Raw genomic sequence first — 21300 nt, 5'->3', positions numbered from 1 at the left:
ATCCCACCGCCTATGGCAGCGTACTTCCCCTTGCCTTCAAGGGCAAAGGGAAGAATGTATACAGCGCTTATGAAGTAAATGCTTTTCTTAGACCTAGATGGACTTAAAAGTGAATAAGGAACAGTTCATGTATCAATTAATGAGAACCTTGAGTATGCGTCAGTAGATCTTAATTCTGAACCCGAAGGGTTCAAATATCTATAGCCACAGGTGACAACCTGTGGGTTCATTTAACAACATTCACCAATCCCGGAGTGGGTTGAATATCAGGCATAGGATCAGGTGCAAATTCATCCTATCCCCGCCTCCCTGCAAATGGCGTCCACATTAATATATTTACGCAAATGATCGGCCAAACGATTGTAAGATTGCTCTTTAAAATCACTATAGCCAAGTTTACTGCCCGACTTGTTAGTGTAGGGCGCTAGCAAATGATCAATGACTACCTGATTATCGAGGATTCCATGCATATAAGTACCCCAGCAGTGTACATTTAAGTAGGTTCCCTCAAAATGCCCGTCAAGCGTTTTCACCAGAGGTGTACTCACCAATCCTATATCACTTTGCCCCATGTGTATCTCATAGCCCTTACAGAGCTCAATATTATCCAGAAAGTAAAATTCTTGCTGCACTGTTTTCTTATGCACCTCTATGGTAGTTTCAATGGGCAACAAACCCATTCCGTTAGCCTCCTTATCACCCCCCTCAAGCTGATTTGGGTCATGAATACAGGTTCCCATCATTTGATAACCGCCGCAAATACCGATCACACTCTTTCCTTGCGCAATCAATTGATGTAAAAGATCCGGGATGCCTCGCTGAGCAATAAACTGTAAATCATGAATAGTACTTTTGGTTCCGGGCAATATCACAATATCAGCCTTTGCCAGCTCATGCTTACCGAGAGAGTAATAAAGATGAACACGCTCATCAAACTCTAAAGCATCAAAATCAGTAAAGTTAGAAATGTGGGGCAGCTGAACCACGGCCACATTCACCTTATCATCCACCGCCCTAGCATTACGCCCATCCAGGCTTACGGCATCTTCATCTTCTATGTAAATATCTGTAAAAAAGGGAACAACACCCACAACCGGAATACCACATAGCTCTTCTATCATACGTCGTCCATCAGCAAACAGGCGCGTATCACCCCTAAATTTATTAATAATAACACCCTTTATCAGCTTACGCTCATCAGGAGGCAATAACATAAGCGCTCCATACACACTGGCAAAAACACCACCCCGGTCAATGTCGGCCACCAGATAAACATCGGCACCCACACGCTTGGCCATGCGCATATTCACAATATCGCGCTGCTGCAGATTAAGCTCGGCAATGGCACCTGCCCCTTCCAACACAATGGGTGCATAACTTTTTGCCAAACGCCGAAAGGCAGCATAAGCCTCCTCGAACAAAAGCGCATTGCTGGGCTGCCGGTAATAATCAAGCGCCGCAAGCTTATCCACAGGCTTACCGTGAAGAACCAGCTGAGCCATGCCCTCTCCTCCCGGTTTCAGCAAAACAGGATTCATATCCACATGCGGAGTAATGCCGCAGGCCTCGGCCTGAGTAGCCTGAGCACGCCCAATTTCCAATCCCTCCGGTGTGGCATAGCTGTTCAGTGATAAGTTTTGTGCTTTGAAAGGTGCCGGCCGGTAGCCATCCTGCAACAGGATACGGCAGAATCCGGTATTGATAACACTCTTGCCCACATCGGAGCAAGTGCCTACAAACATAATGGGCTTGAGCTTTTTCATAAGCGAAAGGTGAAAATTTGACCAAATTTAGTAATTAATAGAAGGTGCAATACACTTTGGCAATGCTTAATATTTGAATTGCAAACACAACAGGATATTTGATAAAGTGTCAATAAGATTTATTTTTGCTTCAATTATAATCCTACCGAAAACTATGACTGAACCTAATCAACCCGTTGATGCCCCACTCATCACTTGCAAAAACTGTTATCAACAGTTTAACGGCAAGTTTTGCTCCAACTGCGGGCAATCAGTTAAAGAACTGGAGCGCCCCATTCGTTTTATGATTGCCGACTTTATGGGAACTGTTATCACTTTCGATACACGGTTGCTAAAAACCCTGGTAACTGTACTTTTTAAGCCCGGTCAACTTACGCTTGATTTTTTAGCTGGTAAACGTGCACGCTACATGCCTCCGTTTCGCTTTTATGTATTCATCAGCTTTGTTATGTTTTTGCTAATGTCGGTCGTAACCAACAATTCCATCAACAAAAACTACAAACAAACTAAAAACGCTAACCCTTTACCTACCAACAAAAAAGAATTATCAGCACTTGTAGACTCAGTCAAAACAGGTAAGGACTCAATATATGTGGCAGCACGAAAAAACATAAAGGCAGAGATGGATAGTTCCAGGCTGGACTCAGCTGATATTGATCAACTAATCGACAATGTTAAAAACACCATGGAGAATGATCAATCTAAGTATGCCCAAACAGCAAAGATGATCAAGGACTATCCTGAAGTGTATATCAACAAACTATATCAGTTCACTTCATGGTCCCTTTTCTTGTTCATGCCTATTTTTGCCTTCTTTTTGTGGATTAGCTTTTTCAGAACCCGAAAACTTTTCATTGGTCACTTGATCTTTGCCTTAAATATTCATTCATTCATCTTCACCGTCACTGCCATTGTAATTGCCGCTAACCTCATTTTCAAAAATCAATCACTAAGCTGGCTCGGATATCTATACATACTGGTTCCAGCCTACCAGATTGTGGGAGCAAAAAAACTTTACGATCGAAAATGGGTGAACACTTTTTTTAAAATGACGCTGGTTTGGATCATGTATAGTTTTGTATGGTTAATAGGCCTTATCGCACTGATAGCACTTACCTTTATGGGGCTTGTTTAGCCATAAACAAACAGTCAACATACTGTTACCTCAAAACGAATTGAAATGCCTTTCAGCTATTTTTCTATCTTTGCACCACTTTAATTATAATATGGGCCGATGATTCAAATTGATGATAAGATAATTAGCACTGATATATTTGAGAAACGCTTTGTCTGTAACCTCGACAAGTGCAAAGGAGACTGTTGTGTAGAAGGTGAATCGGGGGCTCCTCTGGAAGACGATGAGACCCAAATTCTAGAAGACATTTATCACATTGTTAAACCCTATCTGAGCGAAAAAGCGATTGCCGAAATTGAAAAGCACGGCAAATGGGTAGTGGATACGGATGGCGACAAGGTAACCCCCATCATCAATGGTCGCGAATGTGTTTATACATATTTTGACGAAAAAGGAATTTGTAAATGTGCCATCGATAAAGCCCATCAGGAAGGACTCATCGACTTTAAAAAGCCGGTTTCATGTCATCTCTACCCCATTCGTGTTGCCAAATATCCCGATTTCGAAGGCCTTAACTACCACACATGGCCCATCTGTCATCCGGCCCGTGAGTTGGGAAGTCATTTAGGAGTACCTGTTTATAAGTTTCTTAAAGAGCCTATCATACGCAAATACGGCGAAGCCTTCTACCGCGAAATGGAGGATGTTGAAAAAACATTAAAAGAACAAGGACTGCTCAAATAAGAGAGGCCGGGCTTTAGAGGCGGTAAAATACATTTTTACTTGATGGGGATGTAAATGGCCGTCTCCCAGTTGGCCGGGTCGGGTTCCTGACTGGGATCGTTCAGATAAATTTCAATGGGATCAACCTTTTTATTGAGCTTTAATTTTTGCGTACGCAAATACATAAAGGCGGCTGCCCATCCATTACCCAAATGCTCATAATCCCCTTTAAATGTAACCTTAACTGCCTTTATTTCAGGATAACGATCAGTATAAAAGCCCTCACCCGGGCGTATCACTGACGAAAGGGGAACGCCGGATGAGTAGGTACATTCCGGATCGCTAAAGTCAAACTTATGATAGATCGAAAAGGCACTGTCTACATTCAAAGCCTTGTCATCGCAGAAAGTGCTAATACGAGCAAAGGTAGCCTTCATTGATTCCCCCACATTGGCCATAGGGCAGGAAGCTTTAATAGCCAGAAAGTCAAAGGCATCTAGCGAGGTAACACCATCAATACGAACAGATGATGCAATATGCCCCTTCTCCAGCAAGTCTTTGAGCATTTTTAGGCCCCGCTCATAATCCATACCAATCCACGGCGCCACTTTTTTTGCCATAAATTTAAACAGAAAAGGCATTTTTCCTCTCATGCCCCAGGTCACTTCGCAACCCTCGCCCACAACATTAAAGCGCCAATACACTTCTGACCTGGATTTGAAAGGTTTCACAAAGCGTATTTCCTGATCGATAGACTCCGACTCGTTAAGATTCAAATGCTCAATCTCACCAATGCCTACCAGCTTACCTTCCCAGCGATTAACAGCGCCCACTCCTTTGCCGTCCTGCGTTACTTCCACTCGCGCACCCGGCTCCATGCACAACCATGGCGACCACAAAGGCCAGCTTGTAAAATCGGCAATCTGGGCATAGGCCTTTTGACGACTCACATTAATCTCAATTGATTTTTTTACATGATACGAGCCATCAATACTCATCAGCCAGATAATAATCAACAACACAATAATACCTATTACCAGCAACACAACACCCATAACCAATATCCTTTAAATTACTAAAAAACAAAAGGTAGTTAAGTTTAAACTAGCATTCAAGTAAAGATTAAAAGTTAATGCGCACCGGCTCACTGATGGGTCCTTCATTATTGTAGGCATCCACAGCCGCCACACGCACTAAAAAGACTTTTCTGCTGCCGGATGATTCACGTGGCAACTTATAACGATCGTCATACACCACATCGAAGATAAAGGATGGATCATCAATATTGAAGGCATCGAAGGGGCGATAACGGTAAATAATGTATTTGCGTACTGATGCATCTTTATCGCTACGCCATTTTAGCTTTCGCCGTCCGGCTCTCAGGCGCGTGATGGTCGCTTCATTGCGGGTTCCTTCAAGGGCTGTGCTCGATGGCACCAGCGCTTTTGCCCTGTAGTAGCGGTTAGCAAGACTATCCTGCAAGCCCATCAGATCGCGCTTAAAATGCTTATAGCTGAAATAAACACTTCCATTAAGGTTAGGATGGCTGCGCACCCTTTGCAGCTGACGGGGTATTTGATAGCGATCCTGCCAATCGGGCCTATCACTGCCAATTTTATAAATACCATGACCAATGTATACGGGCACTTCGCTATGGTTGGCACCCCACCAGGCTGACAAACTGTTGTAGTTGGCTGCCGTGTGAGAGGTTCCCCAATACAGCTGTGGTACCACATAATCAATCCATTTGCGCTCCATCCACAGAAGAATATCCGCATGCAAGCCATCGTAATTACTTGTGCCCGCCATCGACTCCGAGCCCCTTGGATCATCGGACTTATTGCGCCACACCCCAAACGGACTGATGCCAAAGGCCAGCCAGGGCTTGCTGGTTTTTATTGTGCTCCTGATGGATTGTACTGTTTCATTCACATTATGACGACGCCAGGCATTGATATCCTCAAAAGACTGTCCATATTTTTCAAAACAAACTGAATCAGGAAATACTTCTCCCTGAATAGGGTAAGGATAAAAATAATCATCCATGTGAATGCCATCAATATCATAATTTTCGATCAGCTCCTTCACCACCCGATTAATGTGCACATTGGCCTGAGGGTGCCCGGGATTGTAATACAGCTTACCTCCGTACTCCACAAACATATCCGGCCTTTGATGGTAGGGGTGCATCGGTGGCAGCGGATCCTTCTGGTTCAAAGCAGCACGATAGGGATTAATCCACGCATGGAGTTCAAGCCCCTGCTGATGAGCCTGCTCCAGCCAGTATTGCAAGGGATCATAACCCGGTCTTTTACCGGCCTCACCCGTCAGCACTTTCGACCAGGGCTCCAAACGTGATCGGTACAACACATCAGATGCCGGACGTACTTGTAAAAATATCGTATTTAGCCCCAATGCTTTGCAATGATTAATAATATTCCTAACCTCTTGCTTTTGCTCCTTAACCTTAAGGCCGGGTCTGCTGGGCCAGTCAATATTAGCCACGGTGGCCACCCAAACACCTCGCATTTCATGTTTTTCATACTGTGCAACGGACGTATGAAATACCATCATAAAAAGCCAAAGCATAATTGGGAATGAACGAAAATAAACCGGGCTTGAAGTGCTAATTGACATGATTAATTAAAATGTTTGTCAAATGTAATAAAGCATCCCCAAATAATATCACACAGCAGCACACGAATTTTTTAAAAAAAGCTCCGTTTTTTGAGGCGCTCAAAATGTTCTTATCTTTAATGCCCAATAATTGCGAAAACATACACTTCATGGCGCCATCCAAACTACGGGGAATGACCAATACTATTCAGAAAAAGGTTGTTGTTGCATTTGTCATTATTATCTTAATGATGTCGGTTGTATCCTTCCTGAGCATACGGGGCATTCGCCGCTTATCATTTGTTGTTGACAGCACAGAACAGGTAAATGCATTACAAAACCACATATACCATCTTCGTCTGAACGAAAAGCGCGCTATCATAGCGAGCGACACAGCCCTGATCCGTCAGGTAGACTCGTTAACCCTTCGCATCGGCAATCTACTGATGCAAATAGCACAGTCGAAAGCTAATCCGGAAACGAAGCGGCTACTAGCACCAATGACCGACCTAATCACCGCCTTTAATAAAGACTTTAAGCTGTATGCTTCCATGCAGCATTATTACAATCAACTAAATATTAAAACAGATAGCATATACACCTCCATTGAGGAAGAAGAGACAAAGCAACAGGCATTAATTGAGAAATGGCTCCTGGGAAACCGGAAAACACGAATGCTGGCATTAGATAATTACAAACGACTTCAAAACAACCTAAATGCCATACGGTCGCTCCAAAATAATATGGGTGCCACTAACGTAAGCAAGGCGCAGCGCGACTCCTTGGGAACCTGGTTCGACAACACCCTCAACCTCACTTTTACAGTGGAGAATAGAGCCAATAATATTGAGGCACGTGCCTACATGAAACAGTTTAGGGCCAAGCTACGGCAATATGAACACGCCATACTCCGTACCATTGATTTAGTAAATAATTCAGGTAATCTCCAACAAACACTGAGGCACTCAGCCATCACCCTCCAGTCAAATGCTGAGCGGGCCTCGGCCATCCAATCACAGATGCTTAGCAAGTGGGGCGAGTTGAGCCTGCAAATACTCATTATACTGGTCATAGTAGCCATACTTTCAGGCTTACTGGTACTGCGTTTCTTCGTTTTTACCATCACCTCCGACGAGCGAAAGCGTCTTCATGCAGAGAATGCCATTGAAGACAATCGCCGCCTGCTGGATGATATCATCAACAACTCCAAAGCCCTCATCTATGTAAAAGATTTGGAGGGGCGCTATTCAATGGTCAACCAAAACTGGTGCGATCAAGTGGGCCTAAAAGAGGAAGAAGTAATCGGCCAGAAAGCCGACAAGCTGTTTGCTCAAAAACCAGTGGAGCAGTGGCGCGAAGTAGATCTGCAGGTGATCAACAGCGGTACCCCGATCCATTATGAAGAGGAGATTGAGCTGCGTAATGGGAAACGCTATTTTTTATCAAATAAATTTCCCATACGCAACAAACGGGGTGAAATAAAAGCCATCTGTGGCATTTCAACTGACATAACAGAACTAAATAAAGCACTGCGCGAGCTGGAAAAAAGCCGCGAGAACTACCGTAATATTGTTACCAATGTGCCGGGAATTGTTTACACCGGGCTGATTGACGACAGTCGCACCATGCTTTTTTTAAGCAGTGGTTTTAGTAAGGTAACCGGCTTCGAAGCCGAAAATTTCCTCGACGGGGTACAATCGTTTACCAACCTCATCTGCGAAAATGATCGCGAGCGAGTGCTTGACACCATTAAACAGGCCGTTACGCGCAACCACTCTTACGAAGTGGAATATCGCATTGCCGACGTGCGGGGAGAAATGCGCTGGTTACACGAAAAGGGTATGTCGGTAAAGCAAAGCGATGGAGGCCATTATTTGCAAGGTGTGATGATTGATGTGACCGCCACAAAAGATGCCATATCGGAGGTGATGATGCGTGACCGCTTTCTGGAAGGCGTGGCTGAAGCCGTTAAGGAGCTGATTGCCAACCGTGATTCACAGGAGGCCATCCGTAAGTCGCTGCGCATTGTGGCTCAAAGTTCCATGGTCGACTTATCTTTTATCTTTCAAAATAATACAGTACTTGGCAATGAACCACCCCGTGCCACTCACATGTACGAATGGCAAAAAGATAAAATTCATCCTGTGGTGCGCGAAGGCCTGAAAGATATCCCATACAGCCAAATTGGATCCCGCTGGTTTCACTACCTGGCCGATAAAAAGGATGTTTACGGCTATCGCGATGAATTTGCAGAGGACGAACAATTTCTTTTTGAACAATTGGGACTGGAAAGCCTGCTGGTAGTTCCGGTATTTGCACGGGATACTTTTTGGGGCTTCATTGGCTTTGGGAACACCAATAAAGGTATGCCCTGGCTGGAATCTCATCGGGCCATCTTTAGGGCCTATACGGTAACACTGGGAATTGCCATTGCGAAAGAAAAGGATGCGGCACTGCTGAAAGAAGCCAAGGATGATGCAGAGGCGGCCACCCGGGCCAAGAGTGATTTCCTGGCGCGCATGAGCCACGAAATAAGAACACCCATGAATGCAATCGTCGGCTGGACACATCTGGCCATTGAAAAGGAGGTGAACCCCGGGCAAACCGACTATCTGCGAAAAATACAAGGCAGCTCTAAATCACTACTGGGCATTATCAACGACATACTGGATTTTTCCAAGATTGAAGCAGGTAAGCTGGGACTCGAAAAAATAAACTTTGACCTGGAGCAGGTATTCGACGATCTAAGTAATATGGTGGCTTATAAAGCCCACGAGAAAGGCCTAAATTTTATCTATGCGCTGCACGCCGATGTGCCACTCAATCTCATAGGCGATCCCTTGCGTGTATCCCAAATACTGGTTAACCTGGTTAATAACGCCATTAAATTTACCAATAGTGGTGAGATTATCACCAGCGTATTGGTGCTGCAAGAAGACGACCACGAGGTGGAACTCCTCTTTGAGGTAAAAGATACGGGCATTGGCATCAAAAAAGATCTGCAGGAATATCTCTTTGACTCATTCTCGCAGGCCGATGTATCAACCACCCGTAAGTATGGCGGCACCGGCCTGGGGCTGGCCATCTGCAAGCGACTGTCGGAACTGATGGGCGGCCGTATATGGGTCGAGAGCGAATATGGGCAGGGTAGCTCCTTCTTCTTTACCATGAAAGCCGGAAAGCAGAAGGTGCAAAAGCGCGACTTGCTGATACCACCGAGCGACCTGGAAAACAAACACGTACTGGTGCTCGATAATCATCCGGCTACTTCATCGACCATAAAAGACATGCTGGAGTTGCTCAAATTCAGGGTTTCACTGGTAAGACGCAATGATACTGCTGTCCTTCGGCTGCTCGAGAGTCAGCCATCCAAACCCATCGACCTGATAATAGCCGACTGGAGCATTCAGGGCAGTAAATTTAAACACGCAGCTCAGGAACTGTATGTTAACAACTCGCAAAAGATACCAATGCTGGTAATGGTAGGCGCCTTCGAGCAAGATGCAGAGCTACAGTCTTTCATCAGCAACGATGCCATAGGCTCCATTATCAAACCGATAAACATGTCCACTTTACACGATGCCTGCCTCGAAGCCTTTGGCAAGGAAAAGACAAAGGCGGCCTGGCGCAAGAAAGAGCCGGGTGTCTATCTCAATGAGTTAAGAGCACAACAGAATGTGAAAATATTATTGGTGGAAGACAACGAAACCAACAAGCAAATCGGCATTGAGCTACTGGAACTGGCTGGCGTTAGCGTGGATGTTGTATCAAACGGGAAAGAGGCCATTGCTGCCGTGAAAGATAGCGGCGCTAATTATTTCGACCTGGTGCTAATGGATATTCAAATGCCCATTATGGATGGATTTGACGCTACTAAGGGCATACAAGCCATGCCCGAGCACGCTGCATTACCCATCATTGCCATGACAGCCGATGCCATTGGTGGCATTAAGAAGAAATATCTTAATGCCGGCATGGTGGATATGATAGCCAAACCCATTGACCCCGAACAGGTGTATAAAAAAATTCTGAAATGGGTAGAAAAACGCCGGGGGACAAAAAGAAAAAAGCGAAAACCCATTGTTATTAATGAAACCGCCAAAATTGAGATTGGCCCCGTTAACCATACCTTGCCTAATATCAGAGGCATTGATGTGCATGACGGGGTGAAACGTTTTGCCAACCGGTGGGATTTTTTCAAACGCCTGCTACAACGCTTTTACTACGACCACCTCAATTTTGTATCGGAATTCAACAGCATGCGCGAAAATGAAAGGGAAGTGGCAGAACGAATGCTTCACTCCTTTAAAGGCATATCGGGCACCATATCGGCACCCCGCTTATACGACCTGGCCATTAAAACCGAACATGCGTTTAAGAACGAAGAGTCGGAATTTAATGAGCTATTTAAAGATTTATGCACTGAATTGGAAACTATTTTAAAGGAATTAAGTACAAATAAAGCAGTTGATGTTGAGGGATTTGAGAAACCAAAATAAATGGTATGAATGTTATAACAAAGCTACTGCTCACAGCCTTCCTGCTCACAATCCTGGCTGCCTGTGAGAATAAAGTATCGGTTAGTAAGCCTTTAATTGCTTATGCCTTTAACAATTCGTTAAAGAACACGGGAATGGTCAAAACGGCCATCTATGGCCCGCAAGCAGTAGCTTATGCACACTCATCAAAAGACACCTGCCTCGACCTGTCGCTTACAGCTCGTCACCGTCAGGCATTATCCATTAAGCTGAAAGATAATTTTTCACTCAACGACTATGCCGGCTACACCCTTGCATTTTGGGTACAAAAGCACCCTGAAGACCCGGAGGCCTACACCATCCTGTCGCATACTCGTTCTGACTCAACAGGCACTAGAGGCTGGACCATAGAAACACAAAGCAATGGAGCATGGGCTTGGATTCATAGTGACGGCGACAACACCTGGGAGTACAAACCCACAGCAAAACAGCGCATTAACGACGAACAGTGGCACCTTTTAGCTTTGACCAATGATTTTGCCAGACGCGAAACACGCCTTTACTACGATGGTAAAAACGTAGCTATCTACCATCTACCTGAAAGTGCATTACACATTAATACGCCTTTTATACACATTGGCACCAATGGACGGCAGCGTACACCCAAAGACCTTTTTAATGGTCGGATTGACGAGCTAAATATCTGGTCTAAAGTACTTGATGAAAACACAATACGATCACTATACAAGCAGCGCATTAATAAACCCTTCAGGCACAATAAAATAAAGAAGGAACTGAAGGTGATGAGCTGGAATCTTTGGGAGGGTGGTACACACGACGGACGCTACGTGGGACCGCAGCGCATCATCACACTCATTAAACAAGCCAACCCCGACCTGATTTTTCTTCAGGAGAGCGGCAGCACCGGCGTGCTCATTGCTGATGCGATCAACTACCGACTGTATCAGTGCAGCAATAACCTGTGTGTGCTCAGCCGTTTTCCCTTTGGCAACAGCCACCCATTATTTCAGGCCGATAAAAGCGGATGCATTGAACTACTGCTGGACGCTGACCACACCCTATTGGCATGCCCTATCAGCCTCAGCGAAGAACCGGATATGTCGGAATATATACAATCAGGATCAGCCCATGCCGACTCCATTGTGCTTAAAGAAACGGAGACTCGCGGCCGTGAGGCACAATTTATACTCAGCGAGCTGAAGCATCGGATTAAAGAGGCCAATAGCACGCCCATCATCATGGGGGGTAACTTCAGCAGTGGCTCCCACCTAGACTGGACAAGCGCCAATGCGCGTCACAACTACGGACTGAGTATAGCCTATCCCGTAAGCAAAATGATGGAAGAACAAGGCTTTAGTGACGCCTTCAGACTGCTCCACCCCGATGAAACTACACACTTTGGTTATACCCACTCGCCAAGGTTAAGTACCATTATGAAGAACAGAACCAGCTATATATACTTCAAGGGCGATAAGCTGCAGGCAAAAGATGCTGCCATCATCGACCAACACCCCAAAGGCTTCCCTTCTGACCACGCCGCTCTAATCACTACTTTCAAATGGCTGGATTAGATACTATTACACCACCAACACTAGGCAGCTCATAAAAAATATGTAAATTGGGTAAGGGAAAAATTCTTTCGAAATGTCCTTTAATAAACCCATTGCAGATGACCACACAGTCTGGCGGTAACATACAGGATGCAGTGCTTTTATCCAAGATTAAAGAAGGCGATGAACAGGCTTTCGAATTAGTCTTTAAGAATTACTATGCCCACCTGGTGCTGCTGGCCCAAAAGTACCTAATTGACAGAGACCTGTCGGAGAGCGTTGTACAAAGTGTTTTTGTTCAGATGTGGGAAAAAAGAAAAAAGTTAGATATTAGGTCTTTACGCGGCTTTTTGGTGGTAACAGTGCGCAATAGGTGTACCAACGAACTAAAACACCGGCAAGTAGTAAGAGCCTTTGAGAAAGAACAGGCCCATAATAACGATGCGATATTAATGTCTTTTAGCGAAAACGTATATCTGCAGCGCATCAACAAGGTAATTGACGAACTGCCCGAGCAGCGTCAAAAAATATTTAAGATGAGTCGTATGGATGGTCTCAAATACAGAGAGATTGCTGAAAAACTCAACATTTCGCCCAAAACAGTAGAAGTACAAATGGGCAAGGCGCTAAAATATTTACGCGAACAGTTACAGCCTTTAAAAAAGCAGCTGCTGGCAGGCATTACCCTGCTGTTATTGCTTTAATGTAACACTGAAGAAACGAGCCATGAAGAAGAACGATAACAATATTAACTGGCACCTATTGGCCAAAGATGTATCAGGGGAGCTGAGCAAGGCCGAACACGAGCAGCTACAGGATCAACTGGCGGACAATCCTAACATTGAGAAACAGATGAGAAAGCTGTGGGGTGATGCCCATTATGCCCAGGCACTACAAAGCATCGACACCAATGGCGCATGGGATAAGGTAAAGCCACAGCTAAGTTCAAAACAACCTCTGTTTCGCCGCATGACTATGGTGTCGGCTGCCGCCGCTGTGATAGTTTTATTGGTGGGCACCTTCTTTTTTACCCTGTACAACAACAGGCATACCATGAGCATTACTACAGCGCAGGCTACACAAACAATTACCCTGCCCGATGGCAGCAAGGTAGATCTGAACTATGGCAGCACATTGACTTACCCCAAAAAATTCAAGCGCACATCACGCATTGTTCAACTTGAGGGTGAGGCTTTCTTTGATGTGACACCCAACCCCAAACAGCCGTTTATCATCGAAACGAAACAGCTTAATATTCGAGTATTAGGTACTTCCTTTAATGTGAAAGCCTACAAAGGAGCCAATAACAGCGAGGTGTCGGTAGCCAGTGGTACAGTCCGTGTAGACTCGCGCATTAACGATGACAATATAATATTAACCGCCGGTGATGCCGTTAATTATTCAAACCACTCGAAAATTTTAACTAAACACAAACTGAAATCAGACAATTATCAAGCCTGGAAAACGCAAAAGCTCGAGTTTGACAATACAACCCTGCACGAGGTATTTCGCACCATAGAGTCTAGCTATCACATTACAATTCAGCTCAACGACGGCATTGATGCTGATGAAAAACTATTTAACGGTAACTTTAGTCAGCACTCGCTGGAGCACGTCTTGCAATCGGTTTGTACGACCTTTAATCTGGAATACACCAAACAAAACAAGGTATATTATATTCATCGTATGCACTAAATTAGTATCGTATATGCCTACAATTATTAAAAGAAAAAGGCTACCTTGTATAGCCTGAAATTATAGCTGATAACAACCCTATTCTATCCTGCGAATGAAAAAGCATATCATAAGTAAAACGTGTTGGTGCCTTTACTTCTTATGCTTTCTGCCCCTGTGTAAAGCACAAATAACTAGTGTGAGGATCGACTCTATTTCCATCGAAGCGCTCTTTGACACCCTCAGCAATAGAACCAATATTGCCATTGCCTATGATGTAAATGCCATTGCACACGATAGCCTGGTTAATGTAAATATTACGAATAAACATGCCCTGCACATAGTGCAAGAAGTACTTAAGCATCACAAGGTAGAGATCAGCTTTCTAAATGGACAAATCATCATTGGTGAAAAAGAAGCGCCGGAAATACAGAAAAAGTCACTGGTAATTACGGGTACCGTTTATGATGCACAGGATCATCAGCCATTGCCACTGGTCAACATAGCCGTTGCCGGCAAGCCGCTTGGATCGATTACTAACAGCCAGGGGCAGTACGAATTTAAGCTGCCACCCTCCTACACCGGGGAGGAGCTCACCTTTTCCTTTCTGGGCTACAACTCGCATACACTGACTATCCCCGGTAATGACTCACTTATTGAGGTTCATATGCACCCTACCTCCATCAGGCTGGCAGAAGTTGAAGTAAGCTATAAAGATCCCAATATCATAATTGACAAGGTACGCAGCCATCAGAGCCTTAATTACTTCGATGAACAAACCCTGCTGGAAGGATTTTTCCGTGAGACAATACAGCAGGATGGCCACTACGTTCAGGTATCAGAAGCCATTGTCCACATCCTGAAACCCGGATATATGCGCCCGGCCAACCTGGAACGTGTAAAGTTTATTAAAGGGCGTAAAAAGAACGACTTGCAGCAAATGAACTTCGTTGATTTTAAACTCGAAGGGGGTCCTTTTCAATTTTCACGCATCGATATTGCACGCTATCAGGACTTTTACCCAGATGATAATCAGTTATACAAATATGTCTACGATGGTATGGCAGTGTTAAACGACGAACTGGTTTATAAGATAAGATTCCGCCCTATCAACGATAATGGCGACTTGCTTTATAGTGGTATATTATATGTTCATACCCAACACTTCACCCTGCTCCGCAGTGAATTTCAACTCACACGAAAAGCGCTTAAAAGCAGTGGAAAAACACTCATCCGAAAAACATCAGGAAAAATAAAGGTAAAACCCCTACAAGCCACTTACTTCATTGACTATCGATCCCTTAACACAAAGTGGATTGTGAACCGTGTGAGAGGTGAAGTGGTGATTAAAATAAACGATAAAAGACAGCGTATTAACTCAGTGTTTACAGCAGTGAGCGAATTACTTATAAGCGATTGCGAAATCAATAAACAGTATAAGTTCAAGCCCTCTGAGCGCTACAAATCAAATTATGTGCTGTCCGATCAAATCACAGAAACTGACCAGGAGTTCTGGAAAGACTATAATATCATCCGGCCGGATGAAGCATTGGAAAGTGTATTCAAAAAATAAAAGGCTGTTTCCAAAAATTGTTGATGGGACGATAAAATGAGTGGTTTTAAAGTCTTCGTTTTGGAAACAACCTTGTGGGATTGGTCATTGAAAAAATCCTATGCACAGTGCTTCTGTAAGTAGTCTATGGTAGACTTAACAGAAGTTAATTGTGGTAACTCATCATTTTGGATGGCCACGTCAAAGCGTGTCTCTAGATAAAACAAGAAACAATTCATGTCCAACTCATCAACAAATAGTTCATCACGCAGCGAAGCCTCTTCACTAATCCGGTTCTTAGGCACGCCGGTTCTTCTTAAAACCTTGTATAAATTACGCCTAATCGCTTTAGCATTCATATCTATTTTGTTTTTGTTTCTCCTATGACAACTCTGAGTTTGTTCATACGTATTAAAAAATTGAATTTTTTTAAAAAAAGTTCAAGCCTAGAAAAACAAAAGCCTTAATCAACTGATCAGTAGACGATTAAAAAAGTGAGAATCTTTTCTTTTTTCTCACTAACTTTGACGCAGATAACGCCACTGAAATATTTAACTGTGAGAAAGCTGCTTTTTATTACCCTTATATTTATTACAGCTGCCCCGCTCAGCATCGCCCAGAAAGACACAATTGGCAATATCATACTCAACAATATTGATTCACTGCGCTTTGCCAAAGTAGAAAAACGGTCCTTCAAACTGTTACCCTATCTGGGGCCGTCTTACTCTCCCGAAACGCAGTTTTTACTATCAGGAGGCGGCTTAATTACTTTCAAGACCCATCAGGATAAACTGCTTAACCTATCGTCAGTGCCCTTCTCGGTGGGCTATAGCTCCAACGGCTCCTTTTCGGTGCGAGCCCTTAATGTAATCTACTGGAAAAAAGATAAAATACGTACAATTGGTGAGTTTCAGTTACGTAACATGCCCGATAATTACTTTGGCGTTGGATACAATAACGGCAATACCATTCCCAAATCAGACAGCACCACAGCATACACCCGCAATTACTGGCGCTTCTTCCAACGTGTGATGTTTCGCACAAGCCAACAACTCTTTGTAGGCGCTGTTATCGATATCAATCGCACACGAGCCTTCGACCTAAACCAAGGGATGCAGCAGGATGATGATGTGCTGCAGGATGGAACCGACATTTTTAACACGGGACTGGGTATTGAACTGAGTTACGACACACGTGATTTTGTACAAAATCCTTATAAAGGAATGTTTATCAGTGCTATTTTCACCGCCTACTCGCGCTTTTTGGGAGGCGACACGCGCTATAGTACTGTTGACCTGGATTACAGACAGTACAAGACCATTAAACGCGAACGCCGTACGCTGGCCTGGCAGGTGAAAGGCTGCTTTGCCCTTAGCGGCAGCATTCCATGGACCGATAAGTCAATGCTGGGCGGATTGGATAATATGCGTGGTTATACCATGGGACGCTTTAGGGATGATAACATGCTATTATCCACAGTTGAATACCGTCATATGTTTAAGCGAAAGAAACTAAATAAACGCGGAAACTACGACAGCCGCTGGGGCTATGCGCTATGGCTGGGTGCCGCATCGGTGGCGCCCTCTGTCAATGATTTTGAAAACTGGCTGCCCAATGCCGGCATTGGCCTGCGCACAGAACTACAACCCCGAATGAATGTGCGCGTTGACTATGGATGGGCGAAGGGAGAAAATGGGTTTTACGTTACTTTCACCGAGGTATTTTAAATAGCCAACAAGGCTAGCCCTAAAGTAGCTTATATTGAAGTATTCAGTATTAGGAGGATTCAAATCTCGTTAAAAAACCCCTCTCCTTACACTCATTAATAAACACTTAGGGGCAATTACATCGCCATCGATACAGCAACCCTTATTCTTTTCCATCGAATTAAACGATATGATTTTGGCAACAGGCTTTCTGTTTTATCTTTGTCCCATAAAAAATAAAATATCATGCAGAATTTATTTGAGTGCAAAGTAAAATACGAGAAAATAGATGAACAATCGGGCAAAGAAAAAAAGGTAAGTGAAACTTATCTTATTGATGCCGTCTCGTTTACCGAAGCCGAATCGCGCATCTACAAGGAGATGGAATCAATGATTCGGGGTGAGTTTATTGTCACCAATATACGCAAAGCCAATTATACCGAGATATTTGAAAACGAGGATGGAGATATGTGGTATAAGAGCAAAATATCTTATGCTTCGGTGGATGAGAAATCGGGTAAGGAAAAGAAAGTGAGTAACCAGATTTTAGTATTAGCCAGCAACGTTAAGGATGCTTTTGACAAAATACATGAGGGCATGCAAGGAATGACTGTTGATTTTGATATCAATATGATTGCCGAAAGCCCCATCCTTGATTTCTTCCCATATTTTAAAGGCGATGAAGTAAATGAGGAAATACCTGCTCACCTGAAACCCATGGGCACAAGTAACGAGGCGGCCACCGAAACTACTGATGAGACAGAGGAATACGAGGCCTAACTCGTAACCCGAAAGAGTTAGATGAAATTTAAGATTCACGCCAAGACCATAAAGTTCTGAGCCCTATTTTTCAGCACCTTATAGTCTTGGCATCTCATTTCAAAACTCCGCCCCTGTTAACTTAGCGCCTCCCTTATTTTAGCATCCAGCTGCATTTGATCTTCCATAAAAGCATAAAGACCAGCCATATTCAATAAGCTGTCAATACCCACCTGATACTGCTCCATTTTATCTGCCCAACGGCTATGAACAGGTATTTTACCATCCTGCCGCAAAAAGGCGTGTTCATTAGCACTCAGTACAGGAAAAATATCATGACAGCCGTAGTGATGAAACATATCAATCAGATTGGCCGGGCTATCAGGTACTTTTTTATGGGCATGTAAAGCCACTTCCTTCTCCCGGTTATGAATCTGCCACAGGTGCTTCAAGTTAAAGCGTTTAGTCAAATCCTTATCTGGCCCAAGGTCATTACTTTGAGTAAGCTGCACGTTGGGCTGTTTACATTCCTCTGCTGCTGCCTTCACCACAACACTTGGTACAGTAAGCACATCACAGCCACTCAATGTCAGCAACTGTTCAACCGTGCGGATGCTTGCGGCTATTAAACGGGTAGTAGCATAACCCCGGTCATTTACTTTTCGCATGCACAGCTGCGTTTCACGTGTTATCTTCTCACCAATTGTGCCTCCATCTCCAAGCTTATTATTCTCGAAATAGGCTCCAATACGCCCCACAAAAACATTGCAATAGGCAGGTCGTGCCACAAGGCTTGCGATCACATTTTGACGCACACTAAAACCAAGTGTCAGGTTAACAGGCACCCCGGCCTCGTGCAGTCGACGTGCCGCTATTAAACCTGCCGCAGTAAAAGGTACCTTTACAATAAAATGACTTGGGCATACTTTATGAAGACGCATACCGCCCTGATAGGTCCCCTCCACATCGTGCGCATAATCGGTGTGCAACTCCACACTTACTTTACTACCAAATATGTGCACCAACCGAAGACCATGAATCGCATTGATGGCAAAAGCAATCTCCCGCACCTGCGCTTCTCTGTCAAGATGCTTAGCGGCTTCAGCCAAAGGGACAAAAAGATGATCGTAGTCTCCCTTTTGCACCTCCTTATTTAAGAGGGTATTATTGGTGGTAAGAGCAGAAAACTCTGAACTCCACAAGGCCAGTGCCTGCGCGATATCGCCCGTATCCATCCACAGGTGACTGCCCTTTGACAAAAAGGCAGACCAATAAGCCGAGGGCTTGGCAACAGCATCCTCATCTTTAAACGTAGCGGCCAAATCGCAAATCAATAGATTGCTTATCAGATCATTCATAGTGCAAGGGTTTAATACTTATAAATGTATAGCATTATCTTAATGATTTCAAGCTGAGTGACGGGCAGTAAATAATGGTAAATATCTGTTAATTATGCTACTTTTGCTGATTGGTAGTCGTTTACCTCAACTAAGGTACACGACCCTTAAACAGTCATAGTTATGATGGAATCGATAAGAGAAATATTTAAGATCGGTAGTGGCCCATCGAGCAGCCACACCATGGGACCCAAAAAGGCCGCTGAAATGTTTATTGCGCGACAGCCCGGTGCCGCCGCCTATAAAGTAACTTTATTTGGCAGCCTGGCCGCCACAGGCAAAGGTCACCTTACCGATTATGCCATTGAGCAGGTATTTCAAAAGAAAAACCTGCCTCTGAGCGTTGAGTGGAAGCCCGACCAATTTTTGCCCCGGCATTCCAATGCGCTTACTTTTTATGCGTATAACGAGGAAGGAAAAGAGTTTGATCGCTGGACAGCCTACAGCATTGGTGGCGGAACCGTTATTGATGACTTTATTCAGGAAGAAACAAAAACGATTTACGAACTAACCACACTGAGCGACATACTGCTGTGGTGCGAGGAGAATGGCAAACAGCTGTGGGAATATGTTGAAGAAGTAGAAGGCCCCGAGATATGGCCTTTCCTGGCCAAGGTGTGGAAAGTAATGCGTGCAGCCATTAAAAAAGGACTTGACGAGGAAGGGGTACTGCCCGGCGCACTCAAGCTGCCGCGCAAAGCCGCATCGTACTACACCAAGGCTAAAACATTTAGCGGACGCATGGAACGACGCTCCATGATATTTGCCTATGCGCTGGCCGTATCGGAACAGAATGCTGCCGGAGGCACCATTGTAACAGCACCCACCTGCGGGGCAAGCGGAGTGCTACCGGCTGTTCTTAAGTTTGTTGAAAGCTATTATGCTACCTCAGACAAGAAAATTTTGAGAGCCCTGGCTACGGCCGGCTTAATTGGTAACCTGGTAAAGTACAACGCCTCCATATCGGGTGCTGAAGTGGGTTGCCAAGGTGAGGTGGGAACGGCCTGTGCCATGGCCTCAGCAGCGGCCACCCAACTATTTGGAGGTACTATTTACCAGGTTGAGTACTCGGCCGAAATGGGTCTTGAACACCATCTGGGACTGACCTGCGACCCCATTGCCGGGCTGGTGCAGATACCCTGCATCGAACGAAATGCCTTTGCTGCTGCACGCGCCCTTAACCACAACACTTATGTGCTTTTATCCGATGGACGCCATCGCATTACCTTTGATGAAGTGGTGAAAGCCATGAAGCAAACGGGGCATGACTTACCCAATATTTATAAGGAGACATCCACCGGCGGACTGGCAGTCTTTCACCAGGCACGCAATATCATGAAAAACTCCTAGCCTTTGAACTAATAAATAGGTTTTACTGGATAACTGAGTACATAAGTAATTACTCAGTTATCCGATAGCCACCGCAAAAAATATGGTGCTTTTTTATTACCGGCATTGGTTATGCAAGCAATAATCGCTACTTTTATTTCACCAAATCCATTACTTATTAACCCATGGAAGTACTATCCAATGTAGCGGTTATCTGGTTTATCGCCGGCGCCGCCCTGCTGCTCCTCGAATTTGTAATCCCCGGGGTATTCATCATATTCTTCGGAATTGGAGCATGGATTACAGCGCTATGTGTCTATCTCTTCGAGCCCTCTCTGGCTGTACAGTTTATCATTTTCAGTATGTCCTCGGTATTATCTCTTATCTTTCTGCGCTCCTACCTGCTCAAGAAGCTTTATCAAACAAGCCCTACGGTAGAAGACCCCGATGAAGAGTTTATAGGACATACCGGCGAATGTGTCGCAAAGATCGCTCCGGATGCCGATGGCAAAGTGGAATTTAAAGGCACTACCTGGTCTGCATCGGCCACCACCGAAATTGCAGCCGGCACCAAAGTGAAAATCATCAAAAAAGAAGGGCTCCTGCTATGTGTAGAGCCTTACTAAAAATCAAATAACCCCTAATTCAATTTCATCC

The 21300-nt window shown here is 44.5% G+C and carries 16 protein-coding genes; 11 read left to right on the top strand and 5 right to left on the bottom strand.

Features of this window, described 5'->3' with window-relative positions; all coding sequences use genetic code 11:
* Positions 1 to 290: 290 nt before the first annotated feature.
* Complete coding sequence (locus tag ACRD7A_RS05935; RefSeq protein ID WP_430810218.1) at positions 291 to 1763, bottom strand: cobyric acid synthase; 1473 nt, start codon at positions 1761 to 1763, stop codon at positions 291 to 293.
* 154 nt (positions 1764 to 1917) lie between these two features.
* Between ACRD7A_RS05935 and ACRD7A_RS05930 the strand changes: the two genes are divergently transcribed.
* The gene (locus ACRD7A_RS05930) at positions 1918 to 2898 is read left to right on the top strand and encodes a DUF3667 domain-containing protein (RefSeq protein ID WP_430810217.1); all 981 of its coding nucleotides are present in this window, start codon (positions 1918 to 1920) and stop codon (positions 2896 to 2898) included.
* Between the two features lie 99 nt (positions 2899 to 2997).
* Complete coding sequence (locus ACRD7A_RS05925) at positions 2998 to 3582, top strand: DUF3109 family protein (RefSeq protein ID WP_430810216.1); 585 nt, start codon at positions 2998 to 3000, stop codon at positions 3580 to 3582.
* Between the two features lie 35 nt (positions 3583 to 3617).
* Here the strand turns inward: ACRD7A_RS05925 and ACRD7A_RS05920 are convergent, their stop codons facing one another.
* Both ACRD7A_RS05920 and ACRD7A_RS05915 read right to left on the bottom strand, forming a co-directional pair.
* The gene (locus ACRD7A_RS05920) at positions 3618 to 4616 is read right to left on the bottom strand and encodes an SRPBCC family protein (RefSeq protein ID WP_430810215.1); all 999 of its coding nucleotides are present in this window, start codon (positions 4614 to 4616) and stop codon (positions 3618 to 3620) included.
* Between the two features lie 67 nt (positions 4617 to 4683).
* A complete protein-coding gene (locus ACRD7A_RS05915) occupies positions 4684 to 6090 on the bottom strand; it encodes a glycoside hydrolase family 10-like protein (protein ID WP_430810214.1) in 1407 nt (468 codons plus the stop codon).
* A gap of 257 nt (positions 6091 to 6347) precedes the next feature.
* On the opposite strand from ACRD7A_RS05915, the gene ACRD7A_RS05910 reads away from it, so the two are divergent.
* From ACRD7A_RS05910 to ACRD7A_RS05890, 5 genes are all read left to right on the top strand, one after another.
* Positions 6348 to 10676 (top strand): response regulator, encoded by a 4329-nt coding sequence (locus ACRD7A_RS05910; protein WP_430810213.1) that lies wholly within the window; start codon positions 6348 to 6350, stop codon positions 10674 to 10676.
* Positions 10677 to 10681: 5 nt separating this feature from the next.
* Positions 10682 to 12247 carry a LamG-like jellyroll fold domain-containing protein gene (locus ACRD7A_RS05905; protein ID WP_430810212.1) on the top strand — a complete coding sequence of 522 codons (1566 nt, stop codon included), beginning with the start codon at positions 10682 to 10684 and terminating at the stop codon, positions 12245 to 12247.
* Positions 12248 to 12345: 98 nt separating this feature from the next.
* Positions 12346 to 12930 carry an RNA polymerase sigma-70 factor gene (locus tag ACRD7A_RS05900; protein WP_430810211.1) on the top strand — a complete coding sequence of 195 codons (585 nt, stop codon included), beginning with the start codon at positions 12346 to 12348 and terminating at the stop codon, positions 12928 to 12930.
* Between the two features lie 22 nt (positions 12931 to 12952).
* Positions 12953 to 13921, top strand: a complete 969-nt coding sequence (locus tag ACRD7A_RS05895) for a FecR family protein (RefSeq protein WP_430810210.1) — start codon at positions 12953 to 12955, stop codon at positions 13919 to 13921.
* Positions 13922 to 14099: 178 nt separating this feature from the next.
* On the top strand, positions 14100 to 15473 hold the full coding sequence (locus ACRD7A_RS05890) for a carboxypeptidase-like regulatory domain-containing protein (RefSeq protein ID WP_430810209.1): 1374 nt from the start codon (positions 14100 to 14102) through the stop codon (positions 15471 to 15473).
* A 98-nt stretch (positions 15474 to 15571) separates the two neighbouring features.
* Here ACRD7A_RS05890 and ACRD7A_RS05885 read toward each other — a convergent pair whose 3' ends face one another.
* Positions 15572 to 15811: an acyl carrier protein gene (locus ACRD7A_RS05885; RefSeq protein ID WP_430810208.1), complete on the bottom strand. Its 240-nt coding sequence runs from the start codon at positions 15809 to 15811 to the stop codon at positions 15572 to 15574.
* Positions 15812 to 16009: 198 nt separating this feature from the next.
* Here ACRD7A_RS05885 and ACRD7A_RS05880 point away from each other — a divergent pair, with 198 nt between their 5' ends.
* Together ACRD7A_RS05880 and ACRD7A_RS05875 are read left to right on the top strand one after the other, a co-directional pair.
* The gene (locus ACRD7A_RS05880; RefSeq protein ID WP_430810207.1) at positions 16010 to 17179 is read left to right on the top strand and encodes a BamA/TamA family outer membrane protein; all 1170 of its coding nucleotides are present in this window, start codon (positions 16010 to 16012) and stop codon (positions 17177 to 17179) included.
* A 225-nt stretch (positions 17180 to 17404) separates the two neighbouring features.
* Positions 17405 to 17938 (top strand): DUF4494 domain-containing protein, encoded by a 534-nt coding sequence (locus ACRD7A_RS05875; protein WP_430810206.1) that lies wholly within the window; start codon positions 17405 to 17407, stop codon positions 17936 to 17938.
* 116 nt (positions 17939 to 18054) lie between these two features.
* On the opposite strand, the gene ACRD7A_RS05870 is transcribed toward ACRD7A_RS05875, so the two are convergent.
* Positions 18055 to 19275, bottom strand: coding sequence for a transaldolase family protein (locus ACRD7A_RS05870; RefSeq protein ID WP_430810205.1), 1221 nt, complete (start codon positions 19273 to 19275; stop codon positions 18055 to 18057).
* Between the two features lie 162 nt (positions 19276 to 19437).
* On the opposite strand from ACRD7A_RS05870, the gene ACRD7A_RS05865 reads away from it, so the two are divergent.
* Both ACRD7A_RS05865 and ACRD7A_RS05860 read left to right on the top strand, forming a co-directional pair.
* Positions 19438 to 20664, top strand: coding sequence for an L-serine ammonia-lyase (locus ACRD7A_RS05865; protein WP_430810204.1), 1227 nt, complete (start codon positions 19438 to 19440; stop codon positions 20662 to 20664).
* A 164-nt stretch (positions 20665 to 20828) separates the two neighbouring features.
* Positions 20829 to 21269, top strand: coding sequence for an NfeD family protein (locus ACRD7A_RS05860; protein ID WP_430810203.1), 441 nt, complete (start codon positions 20829 to 20831; stop codon positions 21267 to 21269).
* Positions 21270 to 21300: the final 31 nt, after the last annotated feature.

Source organism: Carboxylicivirga longa, assembly GCF_050589825.1.
In the GTDB taxonomy this organism is placed as follows: domain Bacteria; phylum Bacteroidota; class Bacteroidia; order Bacteroidales; family Marinilabiliaceae; genus Carboxylicivirga; species Carboxylicivirga longa.
This window is presented reverse-complemented; position numbering and strand designations above follow the sequence as displayed.

Excerpts from the sequence above, each read along its gene's own strand:
- ACRD7A_RS05865 (WP_430810204.1), top strand. The coding sequence starts at position 19,438 with ATGATGGAATCGATAAGAGAAATATTTAAGATCGGTAGTGGCCCATCG.
- ACRD7A_RS05875 (WP_430810206.1), top strand. The coding sequence starts at position 17,405 with ATGCAGAATTTATTTGAGTGCAAAGTAAAATACGAGAAAATAGATGAA.
- ACRD7A_RS05895 (WP_430810210.1), top strand. The coding sequence starts at position 12,953 with ATGAAGAAGAACGATAACAATATTAACTGGCACCTATTGGCCAAAGAT.
- ACRD7A_RS05920 (WP_430810215.1), bottom strand. The coding sequence starts at position 4,616 with ATGGGTGTTGTGTTGCTGGTAATAGGTATTATTGTGTTGTTGATTATT.
- ACRD7A_RS05915 (WP_430810214.1), bottom strand. The coding sequence starts at position 6,090 with ATGCGAGGTGTTTGGGTGGCCACCGTGGCTAATATTGACTGGCCCAGC.
- ACRD7A_RS05900 (WP_430810211.1), top strand. The coding sequence starts at position 12,346 with ATGACCACACAGTCTGGCGGTAACATACAGGATGCAGTGCTTTTATCC.
- ACRD7A_RS05925 (WP_430810216.1), top strand. The coding sequence starts at position 2,998 with ATGATTCAAATTGATGATAAGATAATTAGCACTGATATATTTGAGAAA.
- ACRD7A_RS05930 (WP_430810217.1), top strand. The coding sequence starts at position 1,918 with ATGACTGAACCTAATCAACCCGTTGATGCCCCACTCATCACTTGCAAA.
- ACRD7A_RS05935 (WP_430810218.1), bottom strand. The coding sequence starts at position 1,763 with ATGAAAAAGCTCAAGCCCATTATGTTTGTAGGCACTTGCTCCGATGTG.
- ACRD7A_RS05885 (WP_430810208.1), bottom strand. The coding sequence starts at position 15,811 with ATGAATGCTAAAGCGATTAGGCGTAATTTATACAAGGTTTTAAGAAGA.
- ACRD7A_RS05910 (WP_430810213.1), top strand. The coding sequence starts at position 6,348 with ATGGCGCCATCCAAACTACGGGGAATGACCAATACTATTCAGAAAAAG.
- ACRD7A_RS05905 (WP_430810212.1), top strand. The coding sequence starts at position 10,682 with ATGAATGTTATAACAAAGCTACTGCTCACAGCCTTCCTGCTCACAATC.
- ACRD7A_RS05870 (WP_430810205.1), bottom strand. The coding sequence starts at position 19,275 with ATGAATGATCTGATAAGCAATCTATTGATTTGCGATTTGGCCGCTACG.
- ACRD7A_RS05860 (WP_430810203.1), top strand. The coding sequence starts at position 20,829 with ATGGAAGTACTATCCAATGTAGCGGTTATCTGGTTTATCGCCGGCGCC.